A 20911-nucleotide genomic window follows, 5' to 3' on the forward strand; every position below is an offset into this window, starting at 1 on the left:
AGGGCCTTTCGGCCCTTTGTCTATTTGATATATTAGTAAAAAATTATTGCTCCACCACTTTCACATTAATCCCTTCACTATGTGCATTAAACTCAGGCGCATACATACATTGCACCGTAGCTACGCCATTGGAGAAAGTACCTTCATGCGTTACATACATCGGGTATTCAAACACCCAGGTACCTTTCGGTAATGCGCTAAAGAAGAAGTCAGTGCTGGCATCTTTCGTACTTTCGTAATACCCCAGGCCACCCTGATACTTAGCAGTACTCAGCACATTCAGTGGCTCAAAAGCCGCGGCACGCATATCTTTCAGATGTACATACTCCATATCCCTGTCTACCCGCAATATGATTCTGGCTTTCAGTTTATCACCTACATGCAGTTGATTACCGTTGTTCAGTTGCGTTAGCACCGGGCCATTCGCTGCATTCACTTCTTTATACAACTGTTTTTCTATTGACAGTGGTGTTTGTGCCGCTGTGATCTTATCCAGTTGCTCAAAGTATTGCCAGTACACCGCTCCCCAGGAAGGCTGTCCCTTACTGCCTTTTACAGCTACTTCGATCTTGCCCATCGCAGGTTTAACGTCTTTCCCATTAAACTGTTTACGGATGTAACCTGTACCTGCTTCGGTATTTTCTGTAGCAGTACTTATATCCACTGCACCAAGTTTAATATCTACTGTTGGTGCTGCCGACAACCAGTTATCACCACCAATCAGCATGGCGTAGCAACCATCAGCAGTAGCTTTGGTTGTGTTCCAGTTATTGGTCTGTTTGTTTTTCAGCAACCAGGTTTTCATTTGTGCGGCTGATTGCTTGTCGCCGGTAACAGTAGTGAAAGCATCAATCAGCATGGCCTGTGTTTCTACCGGTGCCTGACTCCAGAAGTATCCGCCGGTATTAGCTTTCCAGTACATTCCCATTTCAGGAGACACGATAGCATTCTCTTTCAGTGATTTCACTATAGCCGTTGCCGTTACCTTATCATTGAGCCGGTGAAACAGCAATGCCGTCATCGCTTTTTCGTAGAGCGTAAATTTCAGCCAGTCTTTCTTAGCCAGCTTCAGGATGTAGTTATGCAGCGTAGTAACTTCCGCATTCTTACTCACATCAAAGAAACTACGTGCATATAAATACTGGATATCAATGCCGTAAACGTGCTGATTTTCCGGCTTAGGTTTACTTGCCATCATTCGTTTGTAATCCGCTACCAGCTTAGCGTCCAGGTAATTGATCGCTTTTTCCGCGATTGTATTGGCCTGACTGTTGCGGTTGCCCGTGAGGCCATTCAATCTCCCTATACCTGCTATAATATACTGCGTAATAAAACGATCATCAGACAAGCCGGCAAACCATGAGAAAGACCCATTGTGGTTTTGCTTAGCTGCTAATTGCTGCAACGCTGCATCAGCACCGGTTTTAATATTGGCAGCATCAAACAGTTTGGCGATATTATGTTTCTGCTGATTTTCATTTTTAGCATCCAGCACCCAGGGCGTTTGCTGTAACAACAGCGACTTTAGATCCTGGTTCTTTTCCAGATTGCTCATCAGCGCAGCGGTATCTGTTGTTTTCCATTTCTCAAAAATCTCCTGAATAGCAGGACGCTGCGTCACAATCCAGGAACCCAGCACATTGGCGTAGTAGCGGTTAAATACCTGCTCTGCACAATCGTACGGAAACTCCATCAGGTACGGCAACGCCTGTACGGCGTACCATGCAGGATTACTGGTGTATTCCACTGTAACCGCATGCTGCTGCAGTGTTTCAGAGGCACCGCTCTCTTCCAGTTTTTTAAAGTTCACCGCCTTGGTACCATCACCGATCATGGACAGTGGCACCGATTCCGTTACCAGCATACGATTAGTCAGCACTGGCAGTGCATTTTCTTCGCCATCGCTGAAGTTACCCGCTTGTGCGGTGATACGATATATTAACGTACTACCGAAACCGTTAGGAATCTGCAATGGAAAAGCTACCTGTGTGCTCTGACCTGCTTTCGCAGTAAAATGCTGCACCGGGAATATATTCTGGAACCAGCCATCCACCGGCTGCATGGTAGCAGCATCCAGCAGTTCTAACCGCGCCTGGCCAATGAGTTGTGAATCCGCCAGGTTACTGATTTTAGCAGTGAAATTGATTTTATCACCCTCACGCATAAACCTTGGTGCAAAAGGCTGCACCATCAGTGTTTTCTGCGTTACAATTTCTGTACTTAATAAACCAAAGGCTGCTGCCTTTGTATGAGCAAGGCCCTGGAACTTCCATTTAGTCAGGGCTTCCGGCATGGTGAATTCAAATGATACGTTGCCGTTAGCGTCCGTTCTTAAGTCAGGGAAGAAGAAAGCAGTTTCGTTGAAATTGGTGCGTGCTTTAGCGGGAGCGTCAGCAGGTGAGTTCGCTGGTGCTTCAGGTGCTGGTGGCGCAGGTGGCAACATGCTCCATTCTCCGTCCGCATCTGCCTTAGCTTTATTAGCCATCTCCCTGCCAGTCACCATACGTTTGGCACTGCTTGATTCTTTTATCATCATGGCCGCCGCTGGTCTAGCTTGCTCACGCATCGTATGTCTTCTCTGTTCACCTGATAAATCCAGGCTCCATCCAAACCAGTTTAAGGAAGGATACACCATATTGGTATACCTGTTTTTATCTACCAGGTAACTGATAATAGAAGCCGTTTCCGAACCACTGTTATCACGCATACTCAATCCACCGCGCATATAATTCGTAACACCCAGCACTGGCAGATTCCAGGAGAATGGTCGCAATGCATCCAGCGAAGCATCATACATACCGGCCAGTAAAGAGGCTTCCACTTGCTGTGCATTTTCCCCGCTGACTTTTACTGACCATTTTTCCTTTTCACCAGGGGCCAGTTTATCACGGTGAGATGCCAGTTCTACTTTTAAAGATTTATCGTCCGTAGCTACAGGGAAGATGAGGGCAATATGCTGAAAGCGGTTATCCCTGATCCAGCTGTAGTTTACCTGCGCACCGCCAAGGTCACGCTGAGTAAAATCATATTTACGTGTATCCGTACCAGTTAGTTTAAAAACAGATATTACCGTTGGTTGTTCACCACGCATTTCTTCCTGTAATACATAAGCCTCTTTAGCGGAGGCAATCTTTACAACTGCCTGCTGGCCGGGCTTATAGGATTTATTTTCGGTGTAGTGCCAGCTGTACATCGGATACGGCATGGTTTCCTTACCGGGTTCGGTCACTTCAAAAATTTCTTTTTGTACTACCGGCTTACCGTTAGCAGGTGTAGCAGTTACCTCCAGTTGATAGAAGCCAGGCTTGAGTTTGGAATACCCCGGATCGGTTACTCCTTCTTTCACACTGTTCAGCTGCTTTACAAATACTGCCGGCAATAGCGGCCGTTTTTCCAACTGGTCTTCATCCTTATATACGTCCAGTGGAAACAGCTTGGCGTATTCTTCTGCGCTGTAAATAAACTGGTCTGGTTGTTCCCAGTAGCGGGTGCGCAGCAGGCGTTCCGCTGGCTTCAGCGGCTGTAGCTTCAGTTGCAGGCTCGCTGCTTCAAATTCACCGTTCAGGTTGGTGGTGGTAATTCTTACTTTGTTCCACGCATCCACCTGTAAGGATAATAAAATGGTATTGTAACCGGCGTTGATATCCTGCGTCTGGCTACGGGTTTCACCGTTGATGTCCGTCACCGTGGCGGATACCTGGTACACAAAAAATGGCGCCAATGCAGTGTCGATTGTTTTATCTGGGATGGCGGTAAACTGAATGCTGAACTTTCCCTGCGCGTCGGTGGTAGTATTGCCACTCACAATTTCCTGGCTATTTCCTCTTGGCATGTAATACTTGTAAGCCAGCCACGGATAAGGGAAGCGTGGCACACGTACTACGCGGTAACTCACCGCGGCACCATCTACATTATTACCTGCAAAGGCAATTGCCTTACCATTTGCAGTAACGGTATCGCCTACACGATAAGCGATTTTCACCGGATCAAATTTCACTTCAAATTTAGGACGCTTGTACTCTTCCACACTGAAGTTCGTACTGGCGTTGGTGTTAGTTTCTGTAATGCGGTAACTACCGGTAATGCGGCCAAGTGGCAAAGTAAACTTACCGGAGAAAGCACCAAAATCATTGGCGGTTACTACTACGGAATCCACTGTTTCGTCATTAGCATCACGCAGTTGTACGGTGGTTTTGAAGCCTGCCAGTACGCGACTATCGTTATTTTTCTCCTTCTCCAGCGCTATCCCTTTGAAATACACTACCTGCCCTGGGCGATACAGTCCCCGGTCTGTAAAGAAGAATACCTTACGGTTATCTTCTTTTACCGGCTCAACTTTACCTCCGCGTATCTGGAAGCTATAGTCGTTAATATGCGAAACAATCAGCTGCTGATTGTTGTAAGTCCACAGCATCCACTTATCTGCATAGCGTTTGGTGGTATACCCCACCGTTATTTTTCCGTTATTATCGGTAGTACCTGAAAATATCTTATCCAGTTGTTTTGAATCCGGGTTGGGTGTCATGGTTTGGATGTCCAGTCGCGCCCCTGACAAAGGCTGTCCGGTAGTACGATCCAGGGCATACAAGGTAGAATCGGTGGTCAGGAATGCGATATCGGACACGTCAAAAAACTTGCCCACCATCAGGTTATCGCTGGTCCCGAAGGTTGCTTCGGTGCTCATAAGCAGCAGGTACATGCCGGGCTGCAGCGCGTCTACCTTTACTTCTGCAGCATGGCCGAAATGGTCTGTACCGGCTGGCAGTGGCTGATTCCAGGTACGGGTGGCAGGCGTGTTCCCAATAATCTGCCGTACCAGTTGAGATTCATCATACCATTTCATTTCAGCCAGGGCCTTGCTCCATTGGCTTTGCGATACCGGAATTAATTTAAAATATGCTGTGCCGGTATTCCTGTATTTGGTGAGTATGCGGAGTGCCTGCCCTGGCACGTTCACCTTTTCGGTGGTCAGCTCCAGTTCGGGGAACAGTACGCGGTTTTTAATGTTCTGGCATTCTGCGGCGCCCGGGGCTTTGGGGAAAGCCTTCACTGCCTCTTCACAGATCTCCAGCACATGGGCAATTTGCTGATGTTGGGCAGGAGTAACTGTTTTAATATCGTAGAGGCCAAGGGGCATATCTTCCAGCAGGTTTTCTGCCTTCATAGCGGCAACAGTGGCATAGGCGGGGCCGGAGCGATAGGCTTGCAGCATATGCGTAAGCGCAGCGGCGTATAGTTCATTTTTGTTGGCGGCTACACTGATCTCTTTTACATATTTCAATCGCTGTACGTCTGCTTCTGCCAGTGCTGCTTTCTGTGGATCATTCCCGTGAAAAGCAATCAGGTCCTGGTACAGCAACAAGGCTTTCCATTGCAGACTGGTGGTATCGGGAGATGTAAAGGCATGTCCGGCAAATGTTCCGGCCGGGGCAAATGCGGCAGGGTCAGTAAGTTCAAACTGGTTGGCAGGTCTATTAATATTGTTATAACCGGAGCGGTAATAATTAATGGCGCGATATGCCAGGAGATCGTACACGGTAGGTTGCAGGCCATCTGCATTTTGCCCTTTGTCTATTATCTGGCTATAGGCAGATATAGGGGCTTTTTTGAGTAATTCCGGGTGGGTCAGAGAGGCCTCGTATGCCTGGGTGATAGCGGTGGTGAGCCTTTGCGCGGACCAGGTACGAATATCTTTGCTTTGGTCGTTCACCACATCGAGGCGACTCATAATAGCATAGGAGTTGGATTGCAGGTAGGTCCACAGTACCTCCGCCTTCATGCTGTACAGGATCGCTTTGGCGGGGCCCTGTGCGTCAGCAGTTTCTTTATCGAGCCTTTCAAGGCCATAATCCAGGCTGCTATCCTTCAACGCAGCCGCATATCTCAGCTGGTATACCAGGGCTTTGATTTTTTGCTCCTGGTTTTTATCGGCCGCAGCTTTTCGGAAAATCTCGTCCACTTTTTTGGCGCCGGAGGTGGAGAGGCCTTGTTTTTCCAGCTGTTCTACTTCTCTCCATAAATTATTATTATCTGACTGGGCCATGGTGTTGGTAACGGTTAAGGTTAAAACAATGCATAATGCTAACAGGGTACGCATACTGGGTTTATTTGGAATTTGGAGTAAAAGGAAAAGGTGAAAAGTATAGGGAAATCCCCATTACTCTCCACCTTTTCAGAATATATTAACTGGTCGGAAAAATTAAGCCAGTGCAGCTTTTTTGCTCAGCACTTCCGCCATAGTTTTACCGATGTTGGCAGGGCTTTCTACAACGTGAACGCCACATTCAGCCATGATTTTCATTTTTGCAGCAGCAGTATCTTCCGCACCACCGATGATTGCACCTGCGTGACCCATACGACGGCCCGGAGGAGCAGTTTGGCCAGCGATGAAACCTACCACAGGTTTAGTACCGTTTTCTTTGATCCAGCGTGCAGCTTCAGCTTCCATGCTACCACCGATTTCACCGATCATGATGATACCTTCAGTTTCAGGATCGTTCATCAGCAGTTCTACCGCATCTTTGGTTGGTGTACCAATGATTGGGTCACCACCGATACCGATAGCTGTAGAAACACCCAGACCCGCTTTAACTACCTGATCAGCAGCTTCGTAAGTGAGGGTACCGGATTTAGATACGATACCGATTTTACCTTTTTTGAAGATAAAACCTGGCATAATACCCACTTTTGCTTCTTCCGCAGTGATAACACCAGGGCAGTTAGGTCCGATGAGGCGAGTGTTAGTACCTACCAGGAAGTTTTTGGCTTTCACCATGTCCTGAACAGGGATACCTTCAGTGATACATACCACCAGGGCAACACCTGCTTCAGCAGCTTCCATGATAGCGTCAGCAGCAAATGCCGGCGGTACGAAAATGATAGAAACGTTAGCACCGGTTGCTTTTACAGCATCCGCAACGGTATTGAATACCGGGCGCTCCAGGTGAGTAGATCCACCTTTACCTGGTGTAACACCACCTACTACATTGGTTCCGTAATCGATCATCTGTGTGGCATGGAAAGTACCTTCGGTACCGGTAAATCCTTGCACAATCACCTTACTATCCTTATTAACTAAAACACTCATCGCGCTTGTTTTATTGGTTTATTTTATAATGTTTATTTTTTCCGGTGTGGCAAAAATAAGCTGATTTAAACAATTCTGCAATTTAGCACCTTTCAGATAAAGCTGGGTACTAAACACTGTTTATCTAACTATTTTTTATCATTGCCCCCCTCATTGCCTCCTTTATTCTTCAAGTCTTCCTTCCATTTACCACTGCTAAACAGCTCATGCTGACGCATTTCCTTAGCTTCACGGAGGAATTCGGAGGCGAAAATGAAGTCGTTCAGCAACTGGTCGTCGCTAAACACAATTTCTTTATTGGAGCCTTCCCACTGCTTCTGTCCCTGGTACATATATACAATATGGTCGCCGCTTTCCATCACGGTGTTCATATCATGGGTGTTCATTACGGTGGTAATATTGTATTCTACTGTCAGCTCCTTGATCAGCTGGTCGATCAGCAGGGAGGTCTGCGGGTCCAGCCCCGAGTTAGGCTCATCACAGAACAGGTATTTAGGGTTCAGCACGATGGCACGGGCAATCCCTACCCTCTTTTTCATCCCACCGGAGATTTCCGCAGGGAATTTCTTAGCAGCATCCTTCAGGTTCACACGCTCCAGGCACTCTGCCACCCGCTTTTTCTTCTCGCGGTAGCTGCCCTTCCCGAACATATCCAGTGGAAACATCACATTCTGCTCTACCGTCATACTGTCAAACAGGGCAGACCCCTGAAACAACATTCCGATCTCCTGTCGTATAGCTTTGCGCTCATGAGTATCCATGGAGGTGAAGTCTTTACCATCGTAGATGATTTTACCTGCATCCACTTCAATCAGCCCCACTATACACTTCATCATCACGGTTTTTCCGCTGCCGCTGGCGCCGATAATGAGATTTACCTTACCGGATTCCATTACCGCCGAAACGCCTTTTAATATCTCCTTATCGCCAAAGCCTTTTTTTATGTCTTGCAGTTCGATCATGATTAGTAGAAATAGCTTACAGTAAAATGGCTGTCAGTGCATAGTCCATAAACAACACCAGCACGCAGCTCACCACTACAGCGGTAGTGCTGGCCTTACCGATTTCCAGGGCGCCGCCTCTCACATTGTACCCATAATAGGCCGATACACTGGATATAATAAATCCAAAGGTATATGACTTAGCCAGGGCGAAAAATACGTTATATGCCTTGAAGTCCTGCCGTAACCCCTGGATAAACTCATCGGGAGAAATAATACCGGATAATACACCGGCTTCTTTACCACCCCAAACCCCCAGAAACCCGGCAATCATTACCAGTACAGGAATCATCAGCACGGCTGCCATTATTTTTGGTAAGATGAGATAACCCTTGGTGTTTATACCCATAATCTCCAAAGCATCGATTTGCTCGGACACACGCATATTCCCCAGTTCGGAGGCTATTTTGGAGCCCACCACACCTGCCAGCACAATGCTGGTAAGGGTAGGCGCAAATTCGAGAATGATGGTATCCCGTACTACCTGGGCAATAGTACTCTTGGGAATGATCGGGTTTACAAGCTGGTAGGCAGTTTGTAAGGTAGTAACCCCACCCATAAACAGGGAAATGATAAATACTATCCCAAACGACCCTACGCCAATATCCACACACTGCTGCATAAACTGTTTCCAGTACATCTTCATGTTTTCCGGGCGGGAAAACATGCCTTTGAGCATCAGCAAATAGTTTCCAAAATGATAGAAAAATCTGAATTCCATAACCGGCCAAAGATATGACAGATTTTGTCAAACCTGCCTGAATTTCCGATTAATTCAGCCGCCTATTTCAAACTGCTAACTAACAGCCGTTTCAGACTGCGCTCCACAATCTCCCCCATGGACTTGCATCGGGCAAAGGCCTTGTCATGATAATATTCCGCCAGCTCACTACCAAGCTGGTGTATCTTCTCGGGAAAGGATACACGATCCGTCATGATCACATCCCGCAGGTCCTTGATGCGATGCCGCTGCACCTTAATACGCCGGGCTATAAGCGCACGCTCCTCCTGCTGATATTGTTTCACCACCTCTGCATTCAGGTGCTTGATCGCCAGGTCCACAAATACCCTGTTTTCCTTGAAAAACTGCGGCATATACAAAGTGCGTTTGCCTTCATAAAACTGCTGATCAAAGTCGATCGCCCTGATGCGGAACTGCACGTCATCGAAATCGGGCGTAATATCAAATACAAAGTTGTAACTGCGCATGTCCCCCAGGAGCCGCACAAAACAGCGCTCGTTGAACTTCACAAACTCTTTGGCAATACGCTTAGGGTTAAACTCAGGCCGTTGCAGGTATTGTTCAATAAACTGATCCCCGGGTACGCCGGCAATATGTTCTTCTACCAGCGTGTTCCCGTCTATGAGGAAGTTCATCCAGTAGGGCGAGAGAATATGCTCCAGCTCGAGGCCATAGATCCTTGAGGCATCTGCTATCTTCACATAAAAATAATCGTATACCTCGTTGTAGTTATTGACGATTTTAATCCGGAAAGGATGACTGTTACCAAAGGTGCAGTAATCGATGCGCTCAATGTGGAGGTGCTCCTCGGCCGACTGATCACCACCCGCTTTCAATATGGAATAGATACGTTTTAACCCGGCATGGATCGCCTCCTGCATGCTGTGGGGATAGAACACTGTTTCCCAGAGTGTATCCTTCCCCAGCTTGTCATACACAGGAATGGCGTATTCATAATAACGCAGTTCCTGGTAGTCCACCGGCAATTTCATTTCCCGTTCGTACAGTTTCAGGTAGTTCCTGAAGGCCTGATTAATCGGGAAAAATATCTTTTTTCTGGAGATCTGCTGCATGACTTAAATATAGCACAATTCATGCAAAAAAGCCATCAGCGCGAAGATGGCAGTAGTTATACCGCATCCCCACGCTGATGGCTATATTAATCTGGCTAGACTATTTCTTTTTCTTTCCTTTGGATTTCTCTTCCGCTTTTTTATCGCGGCAGCATTTTTCCTGTGCATCTACCACGGCAATATTCACCATGTTCACAATCTGCCGAACGGTACTACCCAGTTGCAGAATGTGTACAGGTTTTTTCATACCCAGCAGTACCGGACCAATGGCATCAAAGCCTGCTACCTCCTGCAGGAGGTTATAGGCTACGTTACCTGCCGTCAGGTTAGGGAAGATGAGGGTGTTTACTTCCCCATCCATCAGCTCCGTGAAAGGATAGTTGTCCTTCAGAATTTCCTTGTTAAAGGCCATTGCTGCCTGAATTTCACCGTCTACAATCAGAGAAGGATTTTTTTGTTTTACGATATCGCGTGCCCTGGCTACCAGCTGTGCCTCAGGAGTAGGGCTGGAACCGAAGTTGGAGTACGACAGCATAGCGATACGCGGCGTGATATTGAAGTGTTGCACTTCTTTTGCCACCATCAGGGTGATTTCTGCCAGTTCTTCCGCGGTAGGGTTGAAGTTGACAGTGGTATCAGCCAGGAACAGCGGGCCACGCTTAGTTTGGATGATGTACATACCTGCTACTTTCTTCACACCGTCTTCCATACCGATCACCTGCAGTGCCGGACGGATGGTATCAGGATATTTGCGGGTAAGGCCGGAGATCAGCGCATCTGCTTCACCGGTTTCCACCATCATACAGCCGAAGTAGTTACGCTCACGCATTACTTTCTTCGCCTCATATAAGTTAAAGCCTTTACGCTTACGTTTTTCAAAGAACAGCTCACCAAATTTGTGGCGTTTCTCCTGCATATCATCACTCTTAGGATCGATCAGCTCAATACCTTCGATATCGATCGCGTGTTCAGCGGCGAGGTTGCGGATACGGTTTTCGTTACCCAGCAGGATAGGAATGGCGATACCTTCGTCGTTCACTACCTGTGCAGCTTTCAGGACTTTAATGTTATCAGCCTCCGCAAATACCACTTTCCTTGGATCACGGCGTGCTTTGGTACCAATAACGCGGAACAGCTGGTTATCCAGTCCCAGACGGCCGTTCAGCTCTACTTTGTAGGCTTCCCAGTCCTTGATTGGATGCTGTGCCACACCGCTGTCCATCGCTGCTTTAGCCACAGCTGGTGCTACGGTGCTTAACAGGCGTGGGTCCAGTGGTTTTGGAATGATATATTTTGGACCGAAGAAAATATTCTTTTCGTTGTAGGCGAGGTTTACGATATCCGGCACCGGCGATTTGGCCAGTTCGGCCAGCGCGCGCACAGCGGCCAGTTTCATTTCCTCATTGATCTGAGTGGCTCTCACGTCCATGGCGCCACGGAAGATATAAGGGAAGCCTAATACGTTGTTTACCTGGTTAGGATAATCGGAGCGGCCGGTAGCCATGATTACATCCGGGCGTGCTGCCACGGCGGTATCATAGGCGATCTCTGGGTCAGGGTTTGCCATCGCCATTACGATCGGATTTTTGGCCATGCTCTTGATCATGTCTTGGGTAACCACATTACCAACGGACAGGCCCAGGAACACATCGGCGCCTTTCATCGCTTCTGCCAGGGTCTTAACCTTTGATTTGGTAGCAAACTGCATGTGCATTGGCGTAAGATCTTTACGCTCTGTATTCAGCACACCATCTTTATCAAACAGGATGAAGTTTTCCAGTTTCGCACCCAGTGCCAGGTATAAACGAACGCAGGCCATAGCGGCTGCGCCGGCACCGTTTACTACGATCTTCACTTTATCCACTTTCTTTTTCACCAGCTCCAGACCGTTCAACAGGGCTGCACTTGAAATGATCGCCGTACCGTGCTGGTCGTCGTGCATAACAGGTATTTTCAGCTCTTTGCGCAGTCTCTCCTCGATTTCAAAGCACTCCGGACTTTTGATATCCTCCAGGTTAATACCACCGAAGGTTGGTTCCAGTGCTTTCACGGCAGCCACGAAGCTGTCCGGATCTTTTGTATTTAATTCTATATCGAATACGTCAATGTCTGCGAAGATTTTGAACAATACACCCTTTCCTTCCATCACCGGCTTACTGGCTTCCGGCCCGATATCTCCCAAACCCAATACAGCGGTACCATTGCTGATAACCCCTACCAGGTTTCCTTTGGCGGTGTATTTGTAAACATTCTCTGGATCGTTGTAAATCTCCTTACAAGGTTCGGCTACACCCGGAGAATAAGCGAGGGAGAGATCCCATTGTGATTTTGTATCTTTCGTAGGTACTACTTCAATTTTGCCCGGCCTGCCTTTTGCATGATAGTCTAATGCATCCTGCTTGTTCAGTTTTTTTGCCATATCAAGTTTAGATTGTTGTAATTGGGCGTGCAATATACGAAGTATTGCAGTATCACCGCCAGTTAATCCCCCGGGCTTATACGACGCAACTCATAAATAACAGTTAAATTTCCTTACTTTTACGGCGTTAAACATTTGCAAATAATATGATACAACGCATCCAGAGTCTTTACTTGCTTTTAGCCGCCGGAGCTGGCGTGGGAGTGCTTCTCAGCAACTTATGGAAAGCAACTTTTTCTAATTCCCCTGAAATATCTTACGTAAACGCCTCTAATAATTACCTGATGTATGTGCTTTATATCATCATCATATTAATGGCTTTTGCATGTATTTTTCTGTATAAAAAGAGAAAATTACAGTTCCGTTTAACGGTTATTGACATCCTGCTGACCCTCGGTGCAATAATCTACCAATATTCTTTGGTCCAGAAAGAAGCTAACGCATTGGTTGCCAGTGGAAAAGTAATTGCGAACGCGTCCTATCTCCCGGCTTCCTTCCTGCCAATTGTGATGGTAGTGTTACTATTTCTGGCTGCGAGAGGTATTTATAAAGATGAGAAACTGATCAAATCACTGGATCGTTTGAGATAAGCGATAAATCTTACTGTTTATAACAAAAGCCGGTTCACTTCACAGAACCGGCTTTTGTACTTTCAGGAATTGCTCCGTAGCGAAGAAACTTATTGCTGCCCACTGGTGTAGTGCAGCCTTAGTCTGTTATTTTTTTAGGGAGATGTTAAAGGTATTGGCCTGTATAACTTTCCTTGACTTTTTTAAGCCCGTCCGGCACACCTGCATACAGCAGCTTACCACCACCGGCACCGCCTTCAGGTCCCAGGTCAATTAACCAGTCGGCACTTCTGATCACATCCAGGTTGTGTTCAATTACCAGCACTGTATGTCCCTGCTCTATTAATGCATTGAATGAAGCCAGCAATTTCTTGATATCATGAAAGTGCAGCCCTGTGGTTGGCTCATCAAAGATGAAAAGGATATGCCCCTGCGCTTTCCCTTTACCCAGGAACGACGCCAGTTTCACACGTTGTGCCTCACCACCTGACAACGTATCGCTGCTTTGTCCGAGTTTTACATAGCCGAGTCCTACTTCGCTGAGCGGGCGTATTTTATTACATACGTCTTTCTCATCCTTGAAGAACTCCAGCGCTTCATCCACACCAAGTTCCAGCACGTCATAAATATTCTTCCCTTTGTAGGTTACTTCCAGCACTTCGTCCTTAAAGCGTTTACCATTGCAGCTTTCGCAGGTAAGGTGTACATCTGCAAGGAATTGCATTTCCACTACTACTTCACCTTCACCTTTACAAGCATCGCAGCGGCCACCGTCTACGTTAAAGGAGAAATGTTTAGGTTGGAATCCACGCATTTTGCTGAGCGGCTGCTTGGCAAACAGGTCGCGGATTTCGTCATATGCTTTGATGTAGGTAACCGGGTTGGAGCGGGAAGATTTTCCAATCGGGTTCTGATCCACCATTTCAATCTGCGTGATATCATCGATAGCGCCGGTGATGGCCCTGTGATTCCCTACACGCTCTGCAAATTCACCTTTCAGTTTCATTAGCGCAGGATACAGTATTTGCTTTACCAGCGTGGTTTTCCCGGAGCCACTCACACCGCTTACAACGGTGAGTACCTGCAACGGAAAATCAACCGTTACATTTTTCAGGTTATGCTGGCGTGCACCTTCAACGGTAATCGCCTTTTTCCATTTGCGCACTTTCACCGGCGGATCAATGGTGAGTGTACCGTTGAGATATCGACCGGTAAGACTTTTCGGATCTTCCAGTATTTCCGGATAGGTACCTGCAAAAATCACTTCGCCACCCAGGTGTGAGGCCAGCGGTCCCATATCGATGATATAGTCCGCTTCCTGCATCATGAGGTCATCGTGTTCCACTACTACTACCGTATTTCCGAGATCGCGCAGTTCCTTGAGTACACCAATGAGCCGATGTGTATCGCGGGCATGCAACCCAATGCTGGGTTCATCGAGGATATACATGGAGTTGGTGAGGTTACTGCCGAGTGAGCGGGTCAGTTGTATACGCTGGCTTTCACCACCGGAGAGGGTGTTGGCTACCCTGTTGAGGGTGAGGTATCCGAGGCCTACGTCCAGTAATGTTTTAAGTCGATGGTAAATTTCTATGAGTATACGTTTTGCAATTTGCTGATCAAATTCGCTCAGTTCGAGCGCGTTGAACCAGTTACTCAGATCGGAAACAGGCATATCTACCAGTTCGGCAATATTTTTTCCGCCTATTTTGATGTAGAGGGCTTCCTTGCGGAGGCGGCCTCCACCACAATCGGGGCAGGTAGTACGGCCACGGTAGCGGGATTGCAGCACACGGTATTGTACTTTATACAGGTTTTGTTCCACCATTTTGAAGAACTCATGTAACCCGTAAAAATGTTCATTACCTGTCCACAGCAAATTGTATTGTTCGTCTGTCAGGTCGGCGATGGGCTTATGAACAGGGAATCCAAATTTGCGGGATGCTTTGATCAGCGCTTCTTTGTATTCACCCATTTTTTCACCACGCCATGGCGCAATGGCGTTTTCGTATACGCTTAACCGTTTGTCGGGTATAACGAGGTCCGCATCGATACCAAGCACTTGCCCAAACCCTTCACAGGTGGGACATGCGCCGTATGGATTATTGAAGGAGAAGAGGTTGGGAACCGGTTCTTCGAACTGCATACCATCCAGTTCGAAGCGGTTGGAAAAATGTTTCATCTCCTGACCGTCTACTTCTACAAAGCTATCGCCTTCACTTTCGTAAAACTGTGTTTGTACGCTATCGGCTATACGATGTTTATCATCTTCATCAAATTCCTTAACAACAAGGCGGTCGATCAGTACCCACGCCTCTTTAGGCACCGTTACTTTTTTGGCTTCCATCAGCTCTTCTATACGGAGCAGACCGTTGCCTTCACCACCGGGTACGTACAGGCGGGAGAAACCTTTCTGCATGAGGATATTGAGTTCCTCTTTTGCATCACGTTTGGCGTGGCGGCGGAAAGGTACCAGCAGTAATACTTTAGCGCCGGTGGGTAGCTTGCTGATGAAGTCTACCACATCGCTCACTTCGTTCTTTTTCACTTCCTGACCGGAGATCGGAGAATAGGTTTTACCTACGCGACCAAAGAAGAGGCGGAGGTAATCGTATATCTCGGTCATGGAGCCAACGGTGGAGCGTGGCGTTCGGGTAATTACTTTTTGTTCGATAGCGATGGCCGGGCAGATACCTTTGATGTAATCCACATCCGGCTTGTTCATACGCATGAGAAATTGCCTGGCGTAGGAGCTCAGACTTTCAGCGTAGCGGCGCTGCCCTTCGGCGTAGAGGGTATCCATGGTCAGGGAAGATTTTCCTGACCCGGAAACTCCGGTTACTACAACGAGTTTGTTACGGGGGATGGATACACTCACATTTTTAAGGTTGTGTACCCGGGCGCCTTTTATGAAAATGCTGTCCTGAGGGCTAACTTCCTGAGGGACCGCGGTTTTTGCTTGTTTTTTTACTTTTGTTCCCATTACAGAACAAATTTAAGGTAAAAGATGTTACTAAAGTAATTAGCATTTTACTAATTCCCAGAGGGCATTTACTGGGTAACTTTGGCGCACCCCAATCCGCCGTGAGAGAGCTATTGCAGTGATATTGAGGCGATTTTTTTATTATTTGTTTTATTGAACTATTCTATTATATTTGCATAGGACTTGATATATTCTCGTACCGGCTTCATTCAACTTTCAACCTAAAACTGCACACTATCGCATAAACTCTACTTAACAAAAATTACAACAACCAAGAGGCTGTAAAGTCCAGATAATCATTTTACTAACCCGTCTAGTTGTAGAAGTTTATGCAAATAATGTACAAATTGTGCGACGAGCAATTGATTACCCTTTTTAAGAAAGGCCATTCTTCGGCTTTGGAAGAACTGGTGCACCGTCATAAGGATAAAGTGTTTACTTCCATCCTGCTGCTGGTAAAGGATCAATTCCTTGCGGAAGACATTTTCCAGGACACTTTCATCAAAATTATTGACACTATTCGCGCAGAACGTTACACAGAGAAGGGGAAGTTTCTTCCCTGGGCCATGCGTATTGCACATAACCTCTGCGTAGATCATTTCAGAAAGATAAAGCGGACGCCCATGATCAAAACGGGCGACGATAAAGATATTTTCGACGTACTGGGCTTCAGCGACAGCTGTGCTGAAGAGAAGCTCATCACCCGGCAAAGCCACGACCGCGTAAGACGCATGCTGGATATGCTTCCTGAGGAACAAAGGGAAGTAATCATCCTTCGCCATTACGCAGAACTGAGCTTCAAGGAAATCGCCGACCTTACTCAGGTTAGCATCAATACCGCCCTCGGTCGTATGCGGTATGGGCTGATCAATCTCCGTAAAATGATGACGGAGAAGCAAATTTGTCTATGAACGACCCTTTTTTTGCTTGCCATCAACGGGCGGCCGGATGTAATGTCCGACCGCTCGTTCTTTTTATAACAGTTTGGGTTACAATCTCTCAAAAACAATCGCCGCTCCCTGCCCTACACCAATACACATCGTAGCCAACCCATAGCGCACTTCCGGCCTGCGTTGCATCTCATGCAGGAGCGTAGTGCTGATACGCGCACCACTGGCACCCAGCGGATGTCCGATGGCTATTGATCCACCGTTTACATTAACTATTTCATCGTTGAGATGTAAATCACGCATGCAGGCGAGTGTTTGTGATGCAAAAGCTTCATTTAGCTCTGCCAGCCCCAGGTCGGCCACGGTGAGACCTCCACGCTTCAAGGCTTTTTGGGTAGCTGGCACCGGGCCCACCCCCATGATAGAAGGATCTACACCGGCAACACCCATGGATACCACTCTGGCAATAGGTTTCAGGCCAAAATCTTTGAGCGCCTGTTCCGATACTATCAGTAAGGCAGCTGCACCATCGTTAATGCCGGAGGAATTACCTGCCGTTACAGTGCCATCCTTGGCAAATGCAGGCTTAAGGGCGAATAATTTATCCAGTGAGGTCTCCCTGGGATGCTCATCTTTAGAGAAGGACTCCGGCCCTTCCTTTTTCTCTACCTGCAACGGCACTATTTCTCTCTCCCATTTATTAGCATCCAATGCAGCCTTGTACCTACGTTGACTGCCGAGAGCAAATATGTCCTGGTCCTCCCGGCTGATATTCCACTGCCGGGCTACATTTTCAGCGGTTTCTCCCATGGAAAACGGATAGTACATATTAGCCAGCTGCTTGTTGACAAAGCGCCAGCCAAGGGTAGTATCATATATCTCCGGCTTGCGGTGAAAAGCCGCATCTCCCTTGGGCATTACAAAAGGGGCACGAGTCATACTTTCGACACCACCCGCAATAAAAACAGCCCCATCTCCACACATTACCCCCCTGGCCGCATCCATGATGGCCTGTAAGCTACTGGCACACAAGCGGTTAACCGTAGTGCCAGCTACTGTAACCGGCAAACCAGCCAGCAGGGCCGACATACGCGCCACATTCCGGTTATCTTCCCCAGCCTGGTTGGCAGCACCGGCAATTACATCCTCTATGGCCGCCGGGTCAACACCGGGATTTCTGGTCAGTAAAGCTTTGATTACGTGGGCAAACATATCATCCGGACGGGTATTGCTCAATGCGCCACCATAGCGCCCTACAGGCGTACGTACCGCATCAACGATATAGGCTGACTGCATGTTGATAAAACTGTTTGTTTTGGTAAGATAAAATGTAATGCTGCAAGTAAACCAATTCCCCCAACATCGCCAACAAAAGGTGGCAAACGGCTAAAACTTAACAGACACAACCATTTACAGCGCATTAACGTTAACTGTCGCTGAATTTAAGTACCTTTGCAGATACTTTCCGACTGCCGTAAGGCAGCCAATTGCTTATTTAATAGTCAATAATGAAGTCTGACAAGAAGAACATCCGGCACTTTAGCTTGCCACAATTACAGGAATATTTTAGCGCAATAGGTGAAAAGGCCTTCCGTGCAAAGCAAGTGTACGAATGGCTGTGGCTGCGTCATGCCAGCTCTTTTGACGCTATGACCAATATCTCCAAAGATTTACGTCAGAAGCTGGAAGAAAACTTCGTCCTCCCTGCCGTTCAGGTGGATGCTACCCAGCACAGTAACGACGGAACGATAAAAAGTCGTTTCAAACTGCATGATAATCACCTCGTTGAAGGTGTACTCATCCCTACTGAATCCAGGCAAACCGCCTGCGTTTCCTCACAAGTGGGCTGCAGCCTCAGCTGTAAGTTTTGTGCTACTGGCTATATGGCCCGTAAACGTAACCTCGATTACGACGAAATTTATGATGAAGTAGCCCTGATCAATCAGCAAGCCATGGAGTCCTATGGCAAAAAACTCAGCAATATCGTATTCATGGGCATGGGTGAACCCCTGCTTAACTATAAAAACGTATTACAGGCCATCGAGAAAATCACTTCTCCGGATGGACTGGGTATGTCCCCCAAAAGAATTACCGTTTCCACTGCCGGCGTAGCAAAAATGATCCGCCAGCTGGGAGATGATAAAGTGCGCTTTAACCTCGCCCTGTCCCTCCATGCGGCCAATGACAAGAAACGCAGTGAAATCATGCCTATCAACGACACCAATAGTCTGAAAGAGCTGATAGATGCACTGAATTATTTTTACAAGGCCACCGGTAATGAGATCTCCTTTGAATACATCCTCTTCGATAACTTCAACGATAGTAAAGAAGATGCAGATGAACTGATCAAAATTTACCGCCAGGTACCCGCTGACCTGGTAAACATCATCGAATACAATCCGATCGATAATGCAACATTCCGCAAGCCTGACGCCCTCAAAGCCGAGCAGTTTATGGAATACCTCGCAAAAAACCGTGTAAATGCAAGGTTACGCCGTAGCCGTGGTAAAGATATCGATGCCGCCTGCGGACAACTGGCAAACAAAGGATAATATTCTCAACTCAATGCAATCAAGCCGGCCATCCCTGATGGCCTCAATCAACACATATTTATGAAGAAAAAAATACCTGCTGGTAAAGGGTTCTCTCCTTTCAAAGAAAACAAATCCGGCAAATCAGAAAAACCGGCAGCAGGCAACCGCAACCGCCCTTCCTTCGATGGTGAAAGGCCTGGAAGAGCATCTGCAAACGATGATACACGCAAGCGCAGCTTCGGCAAAGCGGAAGATGGCGACGCCCCTTTCCGCAAACGTACCGCCGGTAAAGATGCGCAGGATGAAAAACCAGCGTTTCGTAAACGCACTTTTACTAAAGACGGTCAGGACGAAAAACCTGCTTTCCGTAAACGCACCTTTACCAAAGATGGTCAGGACGAAAAACCTGCCTTCCGTGGTAAACGTCCGTTCAATAAAGACGACCAGGACGAAAAGCCTGCTTTCCGCGGTAAACGTCCGTTCAACAAAGATGGCCAGGATGAAAAGCCTGCTTTCCGTGGTAAACGTCCGTTCAACAAAGATGGCCAGGATGAAAAGCCTGCCTTCCGCGGTAAACGTCCGTTCAACAAAGATGGCCAGGATGAAAAGCCTGCTTTCCGTGGTAAACGTTCTTTTGAGTCTGACAAACCAGGTCGCAAAAAACCTGACAACTATAAAACTTCCAGCGAAAGTAGCTTCCATGGTGAATTTGATGGCGACAAATCTGCTAAAGAAACACCTAGTGGCTTTAACCGCAAGAAATTCTTTGATCGTACCAACGATCGTTTCACGGATAAGCACGAACGCCGCAGGACACCGATAAAAAAAGGAGAAAGCGCTGCTCCCGCCTTTAAAAAAGAAGGAAAGGAGAAAAAGGAAAGCATTTTCGGCCCTGGTGAAATGCCGCTGAATAAATTCATTGCCCATTCCGGCCTCTGCTCACGCAGAAAGGCGGTGGACTATATCCGCGAAGGAAAAGTAACCGTTAACGGAGAGGTAATAAAAGAACCTGCTACCAAGGTAACAGCAAAAGATAACATAGCGCTGCTGGACAAGAAACTGACGATACAGAAAAATCTCGTTTACATCCTGCTGAACAAACCAAAAGGTTATATCACCACCACCGATGATCCGGAAGGTCGCAGAACTGTAATGGATCTTATCGAAGATGCAGTAGAAGAAGAAAGAGTGTACCCTGTGGGCCGTTTGGACCGCAATACCTCCGGTTTGCTGCTGCTCACCAACGATGGTGAACTGGCGCAGAAACTGGCGCATCCTAAACATAACATCAAAAAAATCTACCAGGTAGAACTCGACAAACCGTTGACCAAAGCTGATTCTGAAAAGATAGTGGCGGGCCTGACACTGGAAGATGGCGTTGCCTTCGTAGATGCGTTGGGGTATATCGATCCTAAGGATAAAAAACAGGTTGGTATCGAAATCCATAGTGGTAAGAACCGTATCGTACGCCGTATTTTCGAGCACCTGGAGTACAACGTAGAAAAACTGGATCGCGTGATGTATGCGGGGCTCACCAAGAAAAACCTGAACCGTGGCCAGTGGCGTTTCCTCACTGAGAAAGAAATCATACTGCTGAAACACTTCAAATAATT

At 47.2% G+C, this 20911-nt stretch carries 12 protein-coding genes and 1 pseudogene; 4 read left to right on the forward strand and 9 right to left on the reverse strand.

Annotated elements, in window-relative coordinates:
• Positions 1 to 43: 43 nt before the first annotated feature.
• The 7 genes and pseudogenes from KW844_RS21600 to KW844_RS29465 form a co-directional block, all read right to left on the reverse strand.
• Complete coding sequence (locus KW844_RS21600; protein WP_218378863.1) at positions 44 to 6097, reverse strand: alpha-2-macroglobulin; 6054 nt, start codon at positions 6095 to 6097, stop codon at positions 44 to 46.
• A gap of 102 nt (positions 6098 to 6199) precedes the next feature.
• Positions 6200 to 7087, reverse strand: a complete 888-nt coding sequence (sucD, locus tag KW844_RS21605) for a succinate--CoA ligase subunit alpha (protein ID WP_218378864.1) — start codon at positions 7085 to 7087, stop codon at positions 6200 to 6202.
• Positions 7088 to 7215: 128 nt separating this feature from the next.
• Positions 7216 to 8049 (reverse strand): ABC transporter ATP-binding protein, encoded by an 834-nt coding sequence (locus KW844_RS21610; protein WP_218378865.1) that lies wholly within the window; start codon positions 8047 to 8049, stop codon positions 7216 to 7218.
• A 16-nt stretch (positions 8050 to 8065) separates the two neighbouring features.
• Positions 8066 to 8809 carry an ABC transporter permease gene (locus KW844_RS21615; protein WP_218378866.1) on the reverse strand — a complete coding sequence of 248 codons (744 nt, stop codon included), beginning with the start codon at positions 8807 to 8809 and terminating at the stop codon, positions 8066 to 8068.
• 62 nt (positions 8810 to 8871) lie between these two features.
• Positions 8872 to 9903, reverse strand: a complete 1032-nt coding sequence (locus tag KW844_RS21620) for a hypothetical protein (RefSeq protein ID WP_218378867.1) — start codon at positions 9901 to 9903, stop codon at positions 8872 to 8874.
• Between the two features lie 100 nt (positions 9904 to 10003).
• Positions 10004 to 11113, reverse strand: coding sequence for a phosphate acyltransferase (locus KW844_RS29460; RefSeq protein WP_370626508.1), 1110 nt, complete (start codon positions 11111 to 11113; stop codon positions 10004 to 10006).
• Positions 11096 to 12322, reverse strand: a pseudogene (locus tag KW844_RS29465) (malic enzyme-like NAD(P)-binding protein); the annotation flags it as partial. The gene KW844_RS29460 and the pseudogene KW844_RS29465, both read right to left, overlap by 18 nt.
• Positions 12323 to 12468: 146 nt before the next feature.
• Here KW844_RS29465 and KW844_RS21630 point away from each other — a divergent pair.
• Complete coding sequence (locus KW844_RS21630; protein WP_218378869.1) at positions 12469 to 12912, forward strand: DUF4293 domain-containing protein; 444 nt, start codon at positions 12469 to 12471, stop codon at positions 12910 to 12912.
• A gap of 145 nt (positions 12913 to 13057) precedes the next feature.
• On the opposite strand, the gene uvrA is transcribed toward KW844_RS21630, so the two are convergent.
• Positions 13058 to 15874, reverse strand: coding sequence for an excinuclease ABC subunit UvrA (gene uvrA, locus KW844_RS21635; protein WP_218378870.1), 2817 nt, complete (start codon positions 15872 to 15874; stop codon positions 13058 to 13060).
• A gap of 338 nt (positions 15875 to 16212) precedes the next feature.
• Between uvrA and KW844_RS21640 the strand changes: the two genes are divergently transcribed.
• Complete coding sequence (locus KW844_RS21640) at positions 16213 to 16785, forward strand: RNA polymerase sigma factor (protein ID WP_218378871.1); 573 nt, start codon at positions 16213 to 16215, stop codon at positions 16783 to 16785.
• A 78-nt stretch (positions 16786 to 16863) separates the two neighbouring features.
• Here the strand turns inward: KW844_RS21640 and KW844_RS21645 are convergent, their stop codons facing one another.
• Positions 16864 to 18060: an acetyl-CoA C-acyltransferase gene (locus KW844_RS21645; RefSeq protein WP_218378872.1), complete on the reverse strand. Its 1197-nt coding sequence runs from the start codon at positions 18058 to 18060 to the stop codon at positions 16864 to 16866.
• Positions 18061 to 18272: 212 nt separating this feature from the next.
• On the opposite strand from KW844_RS21645, the gene rlmN reads away from it, so the two are divergent.
• Together rlmN and KW844_RS29145 are read left to right on the forward strand one after the other, a co-directional pair.
• Positions 18273 to 19316: a 23S rRNA (adenine(2503)-C(2))-methyltransferase RlmN gene (gene rlmN / locus KW844_RS21650; RefSeq protein WP_218378873.1), complete on the forward strand. Its 1044-nt coding sequence runs from the start codon at positions 18273 to 18275 to the stop codon at positions 19314 to 19316.
• A gap of 60 nt (positions 19317 to 19376) precedes the next feature.
• Positions 19377 to 20909 (forward strand): pseudouridine synthase, encoded by a 1533-nt coding sequence (locus KW844_RS29145; RefSeq protein ID WP_255578570.1) that lies wholly within the window; start codon positions 19377 to 19379, stop codon positions 20907 to 20909.
• The last annotated feature ends 2 nt before the right edge of the window (positions 20910 to 20911 follow it).

The organism is Chitinophaga sp. sic0106 (assembly GCF_019219075.1).
GTDB lineage: Bacteria > Bacteroidota > Bacteroidia > Chitinophagales > Chitinophagaceae > Chitinophaga.

Coding starts and splice junctions, on each gene's coding strand:
- KW844_RS21600 (WP_218378863.1), bottom strand. CDS start 6,097: ATGCGTACCCTGTTAGCATTATGCATTGTTTTAACCTTAACCGTTACC.
- sucD (WP_218378864.1), bottom strand. CDS start 7,087: ATGAGTGTTTTAGTTAATAAGGATAGTAAGGTGATTGTGCAAGGATTT.
- KW844_RS21610 (WP_218378865.1), bottom strand. CDS start 8,049: ATGATCGAACTGCAAGACATAAAAAAAGGCTTTGGCGATAAGGAGATA.
- KW844_RS21615 (WP_218378866.1), bottom strand. CDS start 8,809: ATGGAATTCAGATTTTTCTATCATTTTGGAAACTATTTGCTGATGCTC.
- KW844_RS21620 (WP_218378867.1), bottom strand. CDS start 9,903: ATGCAGCAGATCTCCAGAAAAAAGATATTTTTCCCGATTAATCAGGCC.
- KW844_RS21630 (WP_218378869.1), top strand. CDS start 12,469: ATGATACAACGCATCCAGAGTCTTTACTTGCTTTTAGCCGCCGGAGCT.
- uvrA (WP_218378870.1), bottom strand. CDS start 15,874: ATGGGAACAAAAGTAAAAAAACAAGCAAAAACCGCGGTCCCTCAGGAA.
- KW844_RS21640 (WP_218378871.1), top strand. CDS start 16,213: ATGTACAAATTGTGCGACGAGCAATTGATTACCCTTTTTAAGAAAGGC.
- KW844_RS21645 (WP_218378872.1), bottom strand. CDS start 18,060: ATGCAGTCAGCCTATATCGTTGATGCGGTACGTACGCCTGTAGGGCGC.
- rlmN (WP_218378873.1), top strand. CDS start 18,273: ATGAAGTCTGACAAGAAGAACATCCGGCACTTTAGCTTGCCACAATTA.
- KW844_RS29145 (WP_255578570.1), top strand. CDS start 19,377: ATGAAGAAAAAAATACCTGCTGGTAAAGGGTTCTCTCCTTTCAAAGAA.